Consider the following 13,680-nt stretch of genomic DNA (forward strand, 5'->3'; position numbering starts at 1 on the left):
ATAGACACGTTGTGAGTGTTATTGCCGAGTTTACCATCCCGTCGTCAGAATTTAATCTTGGGCGAGTGCTGCACACCGACTCAACGGTTCAAATCGACTTAGAACGGGTCGTCCCTACGTCAGAGGAGATTATGCCCTTTTTCTGGGCTTCTGGGGGTGATTTAGACGAGTTCGAGAGAATCGTCAGAGACAGCCCGGTTGTTAAAGAGCTGTCCCGGCTCGATGAGGTGGGCGACTCTGTACTCTATCGCGTCGAGTGGACGGAGTCAATCGAGAGTCTGGTATACGGCATCGCGGAGTCACAGGCGACAATTCTCAAAGCCCACGGCAACAAGACGTGGGCGTTCCACCTCCGCTTTGGCGACCACGCACACCTCTCTCAGTTTCACGAGTACTGTCTCGAACACGACATCACGTTCGACCTGACCAGAGTGTACACCCTCGCAGAAACCGAAGATGCCTTTGAATTTGGATTGACACCCGAACAACGCGACACGCTCATACTCGCTCTCCAACACGGCTATTTCGATGTCCCTCGGGAGTCGACGCTCAAAGACATTGCAACCGAGCTCGAGATAACCCAACAGGCGGTTTCAGAACGGGTTCGACGTGGGACGAAAGCCGTCCTCGAGGCGGTGTTGTTAGAAGAGCGTACATAAACGCCCTGAAATAACAAGCAACGGTGCGATAGTTCCTCCCTCAAATCTACAGATGTCGGGTTCGGTTGTGGCGAACTCGCCACGCTAGGGGTAGCGTACACCCGACGAGTTTGGGGAAAAGGGGCCGCTGTCCGGGGGTCTCCGGGGTCTCAATCCGCGGGGACCCGCGCCTAACCTTTCGGCGATGGGATTTTTGTGCTTATTCGTGTCCGGCAACGCGCACTGGTTGGTACGGCTCTTCGAGGTACGTCATGTCGCTTTCTGACAACGAAATGTCGAGCGCAGCGACGGCCTGCTCTAAGTGTTCGATGCTCGTCGTGCCGATAATCGGCGCGTCAACCCAGTCTTTGTGCAACAACCACGCGAGCGATAGCTGTGCCATCGTGACACCTTTGTCTGCTGCTACCTCCGCTACGCGCTCGTTGATGGTGCGTCCGCCGCCCTCAAGATACGGGTGTTTGCGGGCAAAGGTATCGGACTTCCCGCGCGTGGTGGCCTCTGATTCTTCGTGTGGCCGGGAGAGATAGCCACGCGCGAGCGGGCTCCACGGAATCACGCCGATATCCTTTTTCTCACAGAGTGGGAGCATCTCGCGTTCCTCCTCGCGGTAAAGCAGATTGTAGTGGTTTTGCATCGTCACGAAGCGCTCAATCCCGAGCGCCTCGCTCGTGTGAAGCGACTCTGCAAACTGGTGGGTCCACATCGAACTCGCACCGATGTATCTCACTTTTTCTCTTCGAACCGCATCCGACAGCGCGGAAAGCGTCACGTCGATTGGCGTGTTGTAATCCCAGCGATGGGTCTGATAGAGGTCGATGGTGTCCATGCCGAGCCGGTCTAGGCTCGCGTTCAACTCTTGTTCGATGCCCTTCCGCGAGAGGCCACTCGAATTGCGGTTTGCGTCGTCCATCTCGAAAAAGACCTTCGTGGCGACGACGTTCTCCTCGCGACGGCCTTCGAGGGCGGTGCCGAGGATGCGCTCTGATTCACCGACCGAATACATGTTCGCTGTGTCGAAGAAGTTGATGCCGAGGTCGATTGCCCGTTCGATGATGGGCAGGCTTTCTTCTTCCTCAAGCACCCAATCGCGCCATTTCGGGGTGCCAAAACTCATGCAACCAAGACACAGCCGACTGACCTCCATGCCAGTCGAACCGAGGGTGGTATACTCCATGCCAACAGGACACAGACCAGTACCAAAAAGCTACAGTTGGTCTTTGCCAGTTCGCCGCGCGAACTCGCGAAGCAAACCGAGACAGAGCGCACCAACGACGAGCGCCCCGGCCACGCTGATGAAGGAAATCGGAGCCGCGCTGTCGATGGCGAGACGCGCAATCGTCGAAGACGGGTGTTCTGGGAGGAACACCAGACTGGCGAAGAACAACAGCAGCCCTGTCGAATAGGCGAGTTGCGACCGCTGGCGGTCACCAAAGAACAGGGCAATTGCGGCCCCGCCACTCACGACCACCAGCGTGAGCGCGGTCACGAACACGAGGAGCAACCCAACATCGGAAATCGAGATGCCGTTGAGCGTAAGCAACACCAGCCACAGCGCCACCTGCGCGGGCGCAAGGACAACGGCGGCAAACAGTTTGCCATCGACGATATCGACCAGCGTGATGGGCGCAACTCGCAGGAGTTCGAACGTTCCGCGCTCGCGCTCTTCGGTGATGGAATCGACGATGAGCGACCCGCTGATGAACACCGGTAACAGACAGAGCAACGGGAGCAAGATGGTGTACGTAAAGCCGAAATACGGACTCGCAGACACCTCTCGTGGGAGAGTCACTGGCGTGGCCGAAAGCTCGTTCTGGCGCGCGACGCGCTCGTCGCGTTCGAGCGTTTCGAGCACCTCACGAACCTGTGTGACGACGAGCGTCGTGCGGAGGCTGCCTTTCGGCACGACTGTTTGGACCCCGATGCGGCCGTCGTCCCGATGGTTCGCAAGTAAGAGCGCATCGACACCCCCGTTCTCGAAGGCGCGTTCTGCTTGCTCGCGGCTGTCGAAAAAGCGGGCGCGGCTTCCAGATACCGGCCGAACGGCGTCTTCGACCGACTCGCTCGCATCGCCCGCGACGCCGACGGTGACGATTTGGCCGTCAGAGACGCTGCCGGGGTCATACAGCGAGACCAGCCCAACCACTAAAAACGACGAGAACGCCGCGATGAACAGTTGGATGAGCAGGGCGAGGACAATGGTCTTCTCGCTCGATATCGCCCCCAACTCACGCCGGGTGATGGCGAGACGTGGGTCACCCAAACTGCGTCACCACCGTTAGGTTGTACATCGTGTGAACGAAGATGGCCACGCCGAGGGCAACCGCGTAGGAACGCGCGCCGCGGGCGGCTCCAATCGCAGAGATGGTCGCGGTTACGACGTGGAGCGCAAGCGGCGCCAACAGGAGACCGAGGAGAGCGAGCCCGCTCGTTTCGATGCCCGTGAAGGCGACACTTCCCAACTGTAGCTCGGGAAGCCCGACAATCTGACTGATGAGCGTGAGCTTCTCTCCGAGGAAAAAGCCGAGTCCAGAAAGCGCCCCGAGAATGAGCGAAAGGGAGATGCGTCGGTCGAATTTCGCCGTCTCGAATCCGGCATAGATGTGGATGCTTTTTGCGATTTCTTCGACGAGCGCAATCAAAACCAGCAACACGGGTATCGAAAACGTCATCGGGAGCGCGAACAGTGTCGCAATCGCCATGAGTTCTGCGACGAACACGAACGGGATGAACAGTATCGAGAGGAACGCAATACTCCGCCGTCCGCGGATGCGACTCGAAACGGCGTCGAGCGCCTTCAGGTGAACCGCCCGCTGGGTGAACATGTCCTCCTCGCGGTAGACGCCGACGCCGAGGGTGAACAGGACCCCCGCAGTGAGATAAAGCGGCAGCGTTGCGAAAGCGTACTCACCCACGGTGATGGCTTGGGACTGGAGGTCGCGCACGACGAGCGTGAGCGGCGAGATGAGCGCAATCGCGTTCAGGTCGGTGAAGATGGCCGGGACGAAGGCGTAGGTCGTGAGAAACACGCTGATGGCAACGGTAACGAACGTGAGTTCCTTGAACGATCGGGCGAACATGCCCGCGAGAAACGACGCCGCGAGGAACACGAGTGCGAGCGGGATGACGGCCGTTATCGAGACGAGGCCGCCGCCGATGGCAAGTGCAATAATCGTCGTAATGGTGAGCGCTGCGGCGAAGTACGGGAGCGTTTTTCCGGCGACGATGTCGTAGCGAGACACCGGCGTGACGAGCAACAACACGCCTCGGCGGTTGATGCGTTCTTTGAGAATCGAGCCACCGTAGGCCTGAATCACGAAGTTCATCGGGAGGACGAACAGGAACGCAAGCGCGAGCGACTCGAAGGGGAACGGCGGCGTGATGTCGCTCGGCGTGTCGCCCGTGCCCCCGCCAAACAGCGCGTCGCTCACGGACCGGTCATTCTGTGGAAGCGGCGTACGGTCTCTGCCTCCGCCGTCGGTTTCACCGCCTGCCTCAGTCCTTTGTGCAGGCGTCTCTCCGCCCGCGGGTTGCGCCTGCGTCGTTGGTTGTGACTGCCCGACGTCACCCGGCACGACCACATCTCCCCCGCCGCGGTTGACGTAGGTGATGGAGACTGCGACCGGGAACGCCGCAGATTGGTTCTGCTCTGTCGCCATGACGCGGTCGTTGTAGCTCGCAACGGCGCGCCTAAGTTCGGTGAACGCGGCACGACCTTTTGGTGAATTGTTCACCCGGAATCGTCCGTCTTCGATGGCGATTTCAACGTCTTGCGTCCCCGGCTCGCGGATGGCGAACGTCGGGTCTGTAGCCACGGGGCCGTAGTACGGACTCGACTCATCGACGCTCACGCGGTAGATGCCGCGATCCAAGGTGACGCCGTGGCCAACGGCAGCCGACGAGACGAGGATGAGCAGCGCAATCGCGGCGATGCCCGCGACGAGGGTTTTGCGGTCTATCCCACCCGCGCCTTTGGTCACTTCCCAGCGGGCGATGCGCAGAATCTTCCGCGAGTTCACGCCGTCGTCGCTCCCTTCGCAAGGTCAAGGAAGATGTCTTCGAGGCTCGGTTCGTCGGTTCTGAGGTCTACCACGTCGCCGCCCGCCTCGCGCGCGGCCTCTCGAATCGAATCCACCTCGGCCATGCTCTCGACGACGATTTTGTGACGGCCGCCGTCGGGCGTCGTTTCGGGCAGAGGAACCGAAGTAAACACATGGTAGGCCGTCCGGCCGTGTTTTGCTCGAATCTCCTCGACCGTTCCGCGCGCCACGATCTCACCCTTGTTCATGATGACGAGGTGGTCGCAGATGCTCTCGACGTGATAGAGGTTGTGCGCGCTGAAGACGACCGTCTTGCCCTGCTCGCTCAACTCACGGGTGAATTCGAGGACGTAGTTCGTCGTGAGCGGGTCTAAGCCGCTCGCGGGTTCGTCGTAGATGAGCACGTCGGGGTCGTTGACGAGCGACCGGGCGATGGCGACCTTCCGGCGCATCCCCTTCGACATGTCCCCGAGTCGCCGGTCTCGGTAGGCGAGGTCTAAGGCGTCCAACGTCTCCTTGATGCGTTCGTTTGCCACGTCACGGGGCACGTCGTAGAGGTCTGCGAAAAAGCGAAGGTAGGAGTGGGGCGTCATCTCCTCGTAGAGCGGCGATTCTTCGGGCAGATAGCCGAGTTTTGTCCGCATTTGTGGGTCGTCTGCGGGGAGGCCAGCGACGGTCGCCGTGCCGTTCGTCGGCGTGAGCAGTCCGGCGAGCATCTTGAGCGTCGTCGTTTTTCCCGCGCCGTTCGGCCCGATGATGCCGAACACGTCACCGGGTTCGACAGAAAAGCTGCTATCCGAGACGGCGACGAATCCGCTGTATTCTTTCCTGAGGTTCCGAACCCGTATCATTCATCAGAACTGTATGAACGCAAAGACAATGTAGTTTTGCTACAGGAAATCCGCCCGAAAAACACGTGCCAGACCGCGAACCGCGTTGTTAGTTATCGTACGACCATCATGTCAGAGACGTAGTGGAGATCCTCACCAATCTCCTGTCCCTCACAGTCCTCTGTCGGACATCGATAGTACCACCCATCTCGTGTTGCCCGTCGTTCTGCAAATCGCTCACCACACTGGGAGCAAAACAACTGCGCGTCAGAGCAGTTGTCCTGGTGGAGCTGTAAGTCCAGTTTGCTGGTGAACGCCCGTTTGCAGTTTCGGCACGTGTGAACCATGCCTTACCCATACGCCTCCGAGGTAATAGAAACTCCGTTCTGTAATCCGACACAGTATGTCTAGTCCTAACATACGCTAGTATCGACACACAGAGAGAGCGTGCACTGGGAACGTGGATTTCTTCAAAACCAACATATCATAGAAAATAAAATTCTCACCGTGCCGTGAATACGCCGTTCCTGCCGCGTCGTTAAGCTGCGTTGATAGCTTCGAGCAGAAGGTCCGCACCGAGCGCCATCTCGCGCTCGGTCACGTCGAGCGGTGGGAGAAGGCGAACCGTCTTGTAGCCACAGCCGAGGATGAGCAAGCCGCGCTTCAACGCTTCGTTAATTACCGCATCGCGGCGTTCGCGCGAATCGAGTTCAACGGCGAGCATCAAGCCAAGCCCACGAACGTCTACGACCTTGCCGTTCGCGGCGTCGGCGAATTGTTCTTTCAACTGTTCACCGCGTGCGGTGGCGTTCGAAAGCAGGTCGTACTGCTCGATGGCGTCGAGCGTGAGCGTCCCCTGCATCGCGCCGAGGATGTCGCCCGCACCCCACGTCGAGGAAATGCGACCTTTCTCCGCCGGGAAGATGTCCGACCGTGAAACGGTCGCACCAACGCGAAGCCCCTTCGCGCAGGTGATGACGTCCGGCGTGATTGGGTAGTGGTCTGACGCCCACAGCTTCCCGGTGCGGCCGATGCCGGACTGGATTTCGTCCGCGATGAGCGTGATGTTGTACTCCGAACAGATGTCTGCGACTTCCTGCATGAACGCCTCGCTCGGGATGTTGTACCCGCCCTCGCCTTGGACGGGTTCCATGATGAGGTAGGCGACTTCTTCGGGGTTGATGTGGCCTTTCTTTGGATGCAGACGCTTTCGCAGCGAGGAGGTGTCGCCGGTGAAAAAGCCACAGTCACACGAATCGGGTGTGCAGCTGCGCTCGGCGCAGAATGGCGTGTCGTGAATCCCTGCGATTTCGGGGTAGTGGCGACGGTACACCTCTTTCGAGCGGTTGAGCGAGAGCGCGCCAAGGGTGCGTCCGTGAAACGCGCCTTGGAAGGTCAGCCCGTACTTTGCGCCGCCGCTGTTGTCGTAGCAAATTTTGATCGCGTTTTCGACGGCTTCTGCGCCGCTGTTCGAGAGGAACACGGTGTCCATGTCGTAGTGGGCGGTGATGTCCGTCAGTCGGTCCATCAGGACGGCCGGGCCGGGGATTTGTGGGTCGTCGGGGGTGCCCGCGCCCGCGACGTAGAAGTCTTGACCCGCAATCTTCATCGGGTCGACGAGGTCAAATCGTCGGAGTTTGTCCATGATTTTCGGGTTGTTGTACCCGAGCGGGGCGGCCCCCACGTGGCTCGTAAAGTCCATGAGCACGTTGCCGTCAACGTCGGTACAAAACGGGCCTTCTGCGTCCGCAGTGATATCCCAGACAAAATCGTAGACATAGGTGCTCGGCGCCGCGGTTTGCTGGTGGTATGACACCCATTTCTGAGCGCGTTTCCCGGGCAACTCGCGGACCTGTGGTCGAGCAGTCTCTCGGTCCATGCATAAAGTGCGCTACTAACCGTGATAAACTTGGTTGCGATACCGGCGAAATTTAGAACGTGACGACCACAGTCATCGCAGTCGCGGCAATGAGTAAAATGGCACTCCAAAACCCAACGCGAAGCGCGAACTTCCTGCTTGGTCCAAACGCGACGAGCGCGGCCTTCACGAGGATGCTCGATGCCGTGGCGATGAGAATGCCAACGATAGCTGTGTCGTACGGTAGCCCACCGGTTCGGTAGAGCACGACGGTGGAAGTGGTGACCCCGGCACTGGAGACGAGCCCCGAGAGAATCGCGGTCACGTAAAACCCAATCGTGCCGAATTGGGCTTCGGCGAGGCCCCCCGCGATAATGATGACGAGAAACATTGCGCCGAACCCGAGGGCGTTTCTGAGCGAGAAGGGGTTGTCGAGTTTCATCTCGACTTGCTCAGACCAGTCTGCGGTGTACGCCGCGACGAGCAAACTACAGAGGATGACCGCACCGAGCGGCGCGGCCGCCCCGACCAAGATGCGCTCAGCCGAAAGCGTAAATCCGATTGCGATGAGCAGATTGCGAAGCGCCATCGCCGCGTCCGCGAGGAGGATGGCGGCGACCGCATACGAGGTGGCGTCGGGGCGCTGGCGGACATGGTCCATCATCGTTCCGACGACCGCCGTCGAGGACGCGAGCCCACCGAAAAAGCCGGTGACGGCAATCCCACGGCCGCCGTAGCTCTTGACGATGGCGTAGTTCGCGATGCCGATGCCGGCGACCGTGACGACCATCAACCAGACGACCTGTGGCTCTGCGGCGACGCGAATCCCGTTTACGACAAAGCCAATTGGCTCACTCGGAAGCAACGGGAAGATGACGAACGCGAGGATGGCGAACTCGGTGGTCGAACGCACCTCTTCGCGCGACAGCCCCCATGCGAAACTGTGGAGTTCGCGTTTCAACACGAGCAACAGCGACGAGAGCATGGCAACCGCCACGCCCTCGATGATGAGGCCGCTTGCGACCAGCGAGCCAACGCCGTAGGCGACGAGCATCGACGTCGAAGTCGTAAGCGAGAGCCCCTTTTCTTCGTCTTTGAGCCCCTGAAATGCGAGGAGGACGCCCTGCACGATGATGAGGAGGCCACCCACCACGAGCAAGAGGTCGGTGTCAAGAATCGTGAACACCGCACCGAGCAGGCTCGTGAGCGAAAACGTGCGAATCCCCGCAGATTTCTGCGACCACTCGCGTTCGAGCCCAAGAAAGAGGCCGAGCGCGCCGGCGAGTGCGATGCGAACCACCATGCTATCGAGTGGTGCGAGCGCGATTTGGGCAACGAAATCAGTCACTTCGGGAACATTCACTGCCGATGACTATATAGCTCTCTCATCTTCCCACCCCACGAACGTTTATCCACTACGCACACAAACCGAGGGCCATGGTTGGTACGGACTTAGACCGCTCCCGCCTCGGTTGGTGGGCTGTCGGCGCAGTTCTCGGGATTTCCCTCCTGTTTGTCTTTTACTCGTTTATCGGCACGTTCGTCTTTGGCGTGTTCATCTACTACGCGACCCGGCCTATCTACGACCGGCTCAAAACGCGCATCTATCCGCGCTCGCTCGCCGCGTTCGTCGCGCTATTTACCCTTGCCCTGCCCGCGCTGGTGTTGCTTGCGTACTCCATCGCAATCGCCCTCCAAGAGCTGAACACCGTCCAGAACACGGTCGAACTCGGTCCGATCTCGTCTGCCGTTCAGCCGTATCTCAACGTCTCGACCATCGTCGATGATCCCGTCTCGTATCTCGAAACGGACACCGGCATCGAAACGCTCCAAGAGATTCTGAATCAGGGGCTCAACTATGCAGGATTCATCGGCAATCTCCTCTTACACCTGTTCGTCATGATTGCCCTCGCGTTCTATTTGCTGCGCGACGGCCACAAGATTACGCGGTGGTTCCAGAGTCGGTTCGGTGACGAACGCGGCGTGCTCGAAACCTACCTGAAAAACGTCGATGAGGACTTCCACAACATCTTCTTCGGCAACATCCTGAACGCCGTGTTGACCGCGATTATCGCCGTCCTCTCGTACTCGGTGCTCGACTTCATGAGTCCACCCGGCCTCGCCATCCCGTACGCCGCACTCATTGGCCTGCTCGCGGGGGTGGCGAGTCTCATCCCGGTCGTTGGCATGAAACTCGTCTACTTCCCCGTGACCGCGTATCTTGGCGTCGTCACAGTACTCTCTGACGAGCCGCAGTTCTGGTTCGTCATCGTGTTCGCCGCCGTCTCGTTCATCATCGTGGACACACTCCCCGACTTCGTGCTTCGCCCCTACGTTTCGGGGCGGAACCTCCACGTGGGTGCCGTGATGTTCGCCTACATCTTCGGGCCATTATTGTTCAGCTGGTACGGCATCTTCCTCGGCCCAATCTTGCTCGTGCTCATCGTCCACTTCGCCCGGGTTATCCTCCCGGAGCTCATTGCTGGCACGCAAATCCAACCGTATGCGGTTGACCCGACGTACTTAACAGAGCCACCCGAACCAGCAGCGAGTGTGGATGCGACGACCGACGGTGGCGAGAGCCAGTCGGCTGAGTAACAGTCTGTTTTGGGAGAACCGCAGAAAGCAGAAGACGGGCTATTCGATATAGCGCGCTTCCCAGTCGTTGCGCGCGTCGATTTCGCGGCGGCCACGACGGGTGAGCGTGTAGAAGTTCGTCCGGCGGTCGCGCTGTCCCTTTTCGACGAGGCCCTTGTCAACGAGGGTGTCGAGGTTCGGGTAGAGCCGCCCGTGGTGAATTTCTTTTTCGTAGTACTCTTCGAGTTCTTCTTTGATAGCGAGCCCGTGGGGGTCTTCGCTCCCAGCGATGACGTAAAGGAGGTCTCGCTGGAATCCTGTCAGGTCGTACATCTTTGCTTTCATTCAGACATATTAACCCGAATAGGATAAACATATCGGGCGGCAAAAGTGGTGGATAGATGGTTCTCCTTCTTGTGTTTTGCCACATATCTAGAAACTATTTGATTCTTGATGCGTGGGAGAAAGAGTGTGAATTTGATACTGACAGTTCGAACAGAATGTTATCCACGGTGTAATGAGAAAAACTCGGTGGCGAGAGCCTCGTAACTTATCCGTTCCGCTCTCGTAGAAGAGGGCGATGCCAGAAGAAGTATTATTCAAATCAGAGCAGTCACAGACACGCACAGAGGTTGCGACCTACCTACGCACGATTGCGGACAAGCTCGATGCAGGGGGTGAATTCACGCTTGAATCAGGTGGCGAGTCGGTCAGCATGAACCCACCCGCACGGGTCACCTTCGAGGTGAAAGCAGAGCGCGAAACGTCACGAGGTGCGAGTCAAGGTGAACTCAGCTTGGAGTTAGAACTCGAATGGGATGAGGGTGCAAGCGACGAAGACTCGTCGCTCTCAATTTCGTAGTGGTTATCAAAAGGTAAGCAACGCCTGAGGGAGCGGCCCCCAGGCATGCTTGCCGCCCTGAATTGGTCCCCGCTGACGCTTCGGCCCTCCAATCGAAGCGTCAACTGGATAAATTCCAGTATGATACATAAAAGTACCGAATGCGGTCTGAATCGCCTATATGTACTCTTCTTCGAGCACCCAACCGAGCGCTCGTTTATAATAGGTGAACATCTGTTTGACTCCCTTGTGGTTCATGTCCTCGTCTTCGAGTTCTTCTGCGAGAAATTCGTACTGTGCGCGAATTTCTTCTTCAGAGCGCATACGAATCGCTACACGTGCGGGCCAGAAGAACCTGTTCCCTACAGCCGGTCGAGTCGTGAAAGGCCATGCCAAAGCGCGTTCACGAGTCGCTCCTCGCCGGACCCACTTGCTGCGTCCCAGCCACGGGCGATGGCGTCTTCGATGACGGCGAGGTCGTGGTTCTCGAAGTTGTTGAGGCCGCGAAACTGTTCGAGTGCCTCTCGTTCTGCGTCTCCAAATGTCTCGTCGGCCGTCCCTTCGTAAAGTCCCAGTTTGGCGAGCGTCTCTGACACTTCCTGCGCCGACTCGCCAGCCAGTTCCCGCGTTTCCTCGGGGGCGGCCCGCGAAAGGAGCGTGATGTCGTAGCGCCGAAACACCCGTTCAAGTTCGGCAATTGGACTCTCGTGGTCGTCTACGCGCACGTCCACCCACCGGTCGTTTCCGCCGTCGTAGCCACCCTCTGGTTTGGCGATGTACATGGCCGCGCTCTGCTCACCGCGCTTGTCGCCGCCCGCGTCGTTTCCGGCGTGAAGCGCGGCCAGCAGCTTTTCGGGCAGGCCACCAGCCGTCTCCTCGAAGGCGTCGGCCATCGCGGTTAGCGTCTCCTCGCTCACGAGGATGTTACCTTGTACAGAGTAGTTCTCACCTTGCATGTCGCCCGCGTAGTCGAAACATTCCTCACCCGTAAAGGCCGCCACGGAGCCGTCTTGGCCGATGACGCCGACCTGCCGAGATTCGGCCTCATCGTCTGCGACGGTCAACTCCTCGATGACCGCTTCTGCGGACTCGCCCTCTCGGAGCAGTGCCAAGCCTTCAGGCCCGTATGCGACGTTTGCGAAGCTCTGGGTCGCAATCGCGCCCGCATCAGCGCTCACGAATGGGACGACGGAGCCGACGCTGATGAACTTCGAGTGGACGGCGACGCCAACGGCGTCCGTGTCGGGGTCGCGCGCAGCGATTGAGAAGGTCGCAGGTCGTGGTTGTGGCATACGAGAGCCACAACTGGCAGGCGCAAAAGCGTTCGGCGCTAGCCGATTTTTCGCGCCGTGAGCGGCTGGCGGCGCACGAGTCGGCAGTCGAACGCCGGATGCTCCACGAAGTGTCGCAACAGCATGTGGCGTCGGCCCCCGGTCAGCCCCGACCGGCTCAGGTCGTCCGCCGTGAACTCGTCTGGGAGGCGATCGTAGAGGCGTTCCAGTTCACGAACGTTCTCGAACACCTTGCTGTGGCCCGCCGACGTAGCGCCGCGCCGGGCGACGACATAGGAGCCATCTTCGCGGTAGGTTCCGGTCGTGTAGACGTACTCTCGGGTTTCGGTGAGGACGGTTTGGAGCGCGTCGCGCAGGCGGGTGGCGGTCGCTCTCGAAAGAACGGTCGTTTCATCGTTTACGCGCAGGACGGCACCTTCAGGCGTGCTCGTCACAGAAACAGTTTCATCGCCGGAGAATTTCTCGACCAGCCGCCTCGCGGCGACTTCGAGTATCCTCGGCACCGTCGTAGGTGAGTGTCTCACTCGACATTGTACGCCGTCGTAGGCGGCGGGCCACGATAAAAGGTGGCGGTCAGGCAGATCGAACTGTCGTCAGTCGGCGAGCGACTCGGTTCGATTTGCCTGCCGGATGTTCACCGCCGCGCGGTAGAGGATTGCGCCGCTCACGAGAATCGCCGCGCCGAAGATGAGCGCCATGCTCACCGTCGAGAGCAGGGAAATGGCGTACACCGCACCGAGTTTCTTGCTCGCAACGGCGAGTGCGCCCGCGAGCAACATCGCAGCGAAGTAGCCCTTGATGGCGTCTTCGTCCACGACATCGGTCGCGGCCGCCCCGACGCGCGCACCGAGGGCGCTCCCGGCGAGGAGCGTGGTCACGACGGGGAGGTCAACCGCGCCCTCCTGTGCGTAGCGGAACGCGCCGAACGCCCCGGAGATGGTGATTTGGAACACGTCCGTGCCGACCGCCACCGCCGCTGGGACGCCGAGGCCGTACATCATCGCGGGCATGAGGAGGAAGCCCCCACCAACGCCGAGGAATCCGGAGAGGACGCCAATGGCGAAGGCGATGGTCAGGCCAACCCACAGGGAAACTTCGATGCCGCCTTTGAGTTTGATGACCGGCGGCAGCCGGATGCGACGGAGCGCACGGAGGACGGCCGAATCGTCGTCACTTTCGGTACTGTCGGCAGTGCGGGCGTCTCTGAGGACGAACAGCCCAACCGTGGCGAGCAAGACGACGTACGCGACGCTCACGACCGTATCGGCGAGTCCGGCGGCTTCGAGGACGAGCACGAGCCGCTTGCCCACCTCGATGCCGGCGGTCATCCCGACGACGAACATCCCGCCGAGTTTGTAGTCAACCTGCCCGAGGTCACGGTGTCTGAGCGCGGCGATAATCGAGGTGCCGAACACGAACGCGAGGCCACTGCCGACCGCGACCTTCGCCGGATAGCCCATCACGAGCAAGGCGGGTGTGACGAGGAACGACCCGCCCATCCCGAAGAAGCCAAACAGGATGCCGATGAGGAGGCCAAAGCCGACGAACAACGCGGCGAGGCCAAGGCTCAAGCCGAGAATCGCCAC

General features: G+C 59.8%; 15 protein-coding genes. 3 read left to right on the forward strand and 12 right to left on the reverse strand.

Annotated elements, in window-relative coordinates; translation table 11 throughout:
• The first annotated feature begins 11 nt into the window (after positions 1–11).
• On the forward strand, positions 12–659 hold the full coding sequence (locus V5N47_RS01240; RefSeq protein WP_338729009.1) for a helix-turn-helix domain-containing protein: 648 nt from the start codon (positions 12–14) through the stop codon (positions 657–659).
• Positions 660–858: 199 nt separating this feature from the next.
• Here the strand turns inward: V5N47_RS01240 and V5N47_RS01245 are convergent, their stop codons facing one another.
• From V5N47_RS01245 to V5N47_RS01275, 7 genes are all read right to left on the reverse strand, one after another.
• Positions 859–1,833, reverse strand: coding sequence for an aldo/keto reductase (locus V5N47_RS01245; RefSeq protein ID WP_338729011.1), 975 nt, complete (start codon positions 1,831–1,833; stop codon positions 859–861).
• Positions 1,834–1,863: 30 nt separating this feature from the next.
• Positions 1,864–2,919 carry an ABC transporter permease gene (locus tag V5N47_RS01250; protein ID WP_338729013.1) on the reverse strand — a complete coding sequence of 352 codons (1,056 nt, stop codon included), beginning with the start codon at positions 2,917–2,919 and terminating at the stop codon, positions 1,864–1,866.
• Entirely contained in the window at positions 2,912–4,675 is a 1,764-nt protein-coding gene (locus V5N47_RS01255; protein WP_338729015.1) for a PrsW family intramembrane metalloprotease, read from the reverse strand. The genes V5N47_RS01250 and V5N47_RS01255 overlap by 8 nt, the downstream gene beginning before the upstream one ends.
• Complete coding sequence (locus tag V5N47_RS01260) at positions 4,672–5,547, reverse strand: ABC transporter ATP-binding protein (protein ID WP_338729017.1); 876 nt, start codon at positions 5,545–5,547, stop codon at positions 4,672–4,674. Before V5N47_RS01260 ends, V5N47_RS01255 begins: the two co-directional genes overlap by 4 nt.
• 92 nt (positions 5,548–5,639) lie before the next feature.
• Positions 5,640–5,873, reverse strand: a complete 234-nt coding sequence (locus V5N47_RS01265; protein WP_332899254.1) for a transcriptional regulator — start codon at positions 5,871–5,873, stop codon at positions 5,640–5,642.
• Between the two features lie 191 nt (positions 5,874–6,064).
• Positions 6,065–7,405: an aminotransferase class III-fold pyridoxal phosphate-dependent enzyme gene (locus V5N47_RS01270; protein WP_338729021.1), complete on the reverse strand. Its 1,341-nt coding sequence runs from the start codon at positions 7,403–7,405 to the stop codon at positions 6,065–6,067.
• A 52-nt stretch (positions 7,406–7,457) separates the two neighbouring features.
• Complete coding sequence (locus V5N47_RS01275; protein ID WP_338730316.1) at positions 7,458–8,687, reverse strand: DUF4010 domain-containing protein; 1,230 nt, start codon at positions 8,685–8,687, stop codon at positions 7,458–7,460.
• A gap of 134 nt (positions 8,688–8,821) precedes the next feature.
• Between V5N47_RS01275 and V5N47_RS01280 the strand changes: the two genes are divergently transcribed.
• On the forward strand, positions 8,822–9,982 hold the full coding sequence (locus tag V5N47_RS01280) for an AI-2E family transporter (RefSeq protein WP_338729022.1): 1,161 nt from the start codon (positions 8,822–8,824) through the stop codon (positions 9,980–9,982).
• Between the two features lie 39 nt (positions 9,983–10,021).
• Here the strand turns inward: V5N47_RS01280 and V5N47_RS01285 are convergent, their stop codons facing one another.
• The gene (locus V5N47_RS01285; protein WP_338730317.1) at positions 10,022–10,294 is read right to left on the reverse strand and encodes a helix-turn-helix transcriptional regulator; all 273 of its coding nucleotides are present in this window, start codon (positions 10,292–10,294) and stop codon (positions 10,022–10,024) included.
• 247 nt (positions 10,295–10,541) lie between these two features.
• Here V5N47_RS01285 and V5N47_RS01290 point away from each other — a divergent pair, with 247 nt between their 5' ends.
• Positions 10,542–10,823, forward strand: coding sequence for an amphi-Trp domain-containing protein (locus V5N47_RS01290; RefSeq protein ID WP_338729024.1), 282 nt, complete (start codon positions 10,542–10,544; stop codon positions 10,821–10,823).
• A gap of 156 nt (positions 10,824–10,979) precedes the next feature.
• Here V5N47_RS01290 and V5N47_RS01295 read toward each other — a convergent pair whose 3' ends face one another.
• The 4 genes from V5N47_RS01295 to V5N47_RS01310 form a co-directional block, all read right to left on the reverse strand.
• Positions 10,980–11,126: a hypothetical protein gene (locus V5N47_RS01295; protein WP_338729026.1), complete on the reverse strand. Its 147-nt coding sequence runs from the start codon at positions 11,124–11,126 to the stop codon at positions 10,980–10,982.
• Positions 11,127–11,164: 38 nt separating this feature from the next.
• Positions 11,165–12,094, reverse strand: a complete 930-nt coding sequence (locus V5N47_RS01300) for a DUF1028 domain-containing protein (RefSeq protein WP_338729028.1) — start codon at positions 12,092–12,094, stop codon at positions 11,165–11,167.
• A gap of 38 nt (positions 12,095–12,132) precedes the next feature.
• On the reverse strand, positions 12,133–12,618 hold the full coding sequence (locus tag V5N47_RS01305; protein ID WP_338729030.1) for a hypothetical protein: 486 nt from the start codon (positions 12,616–12,618) through the stop codon (positions 12,133–12,135).
• A gap of 69 nt (positions 12,619–12,687) precedes the next feature.
• Complete coding sequence (locus tag V5N47_RS01310; RefSeq protein WP_338729032.1) at positions 12,688–13,680, reverse strand: sulfite exporter TauE/SafE family protein; 993 nt, start codon at positions 13,678–13,680, stop codon at positions 12,688–12,690.

This window comes from Haladaptatus sp. DJG-WS-42 (assembly GCF_037198285.1).
In the GTDB taxonomy this organism is placed as follows: domain Archaea; phylum Halobacteriota; class Halobacteria; order Halobacteriales; family Halococcaceae; genus QDMS2.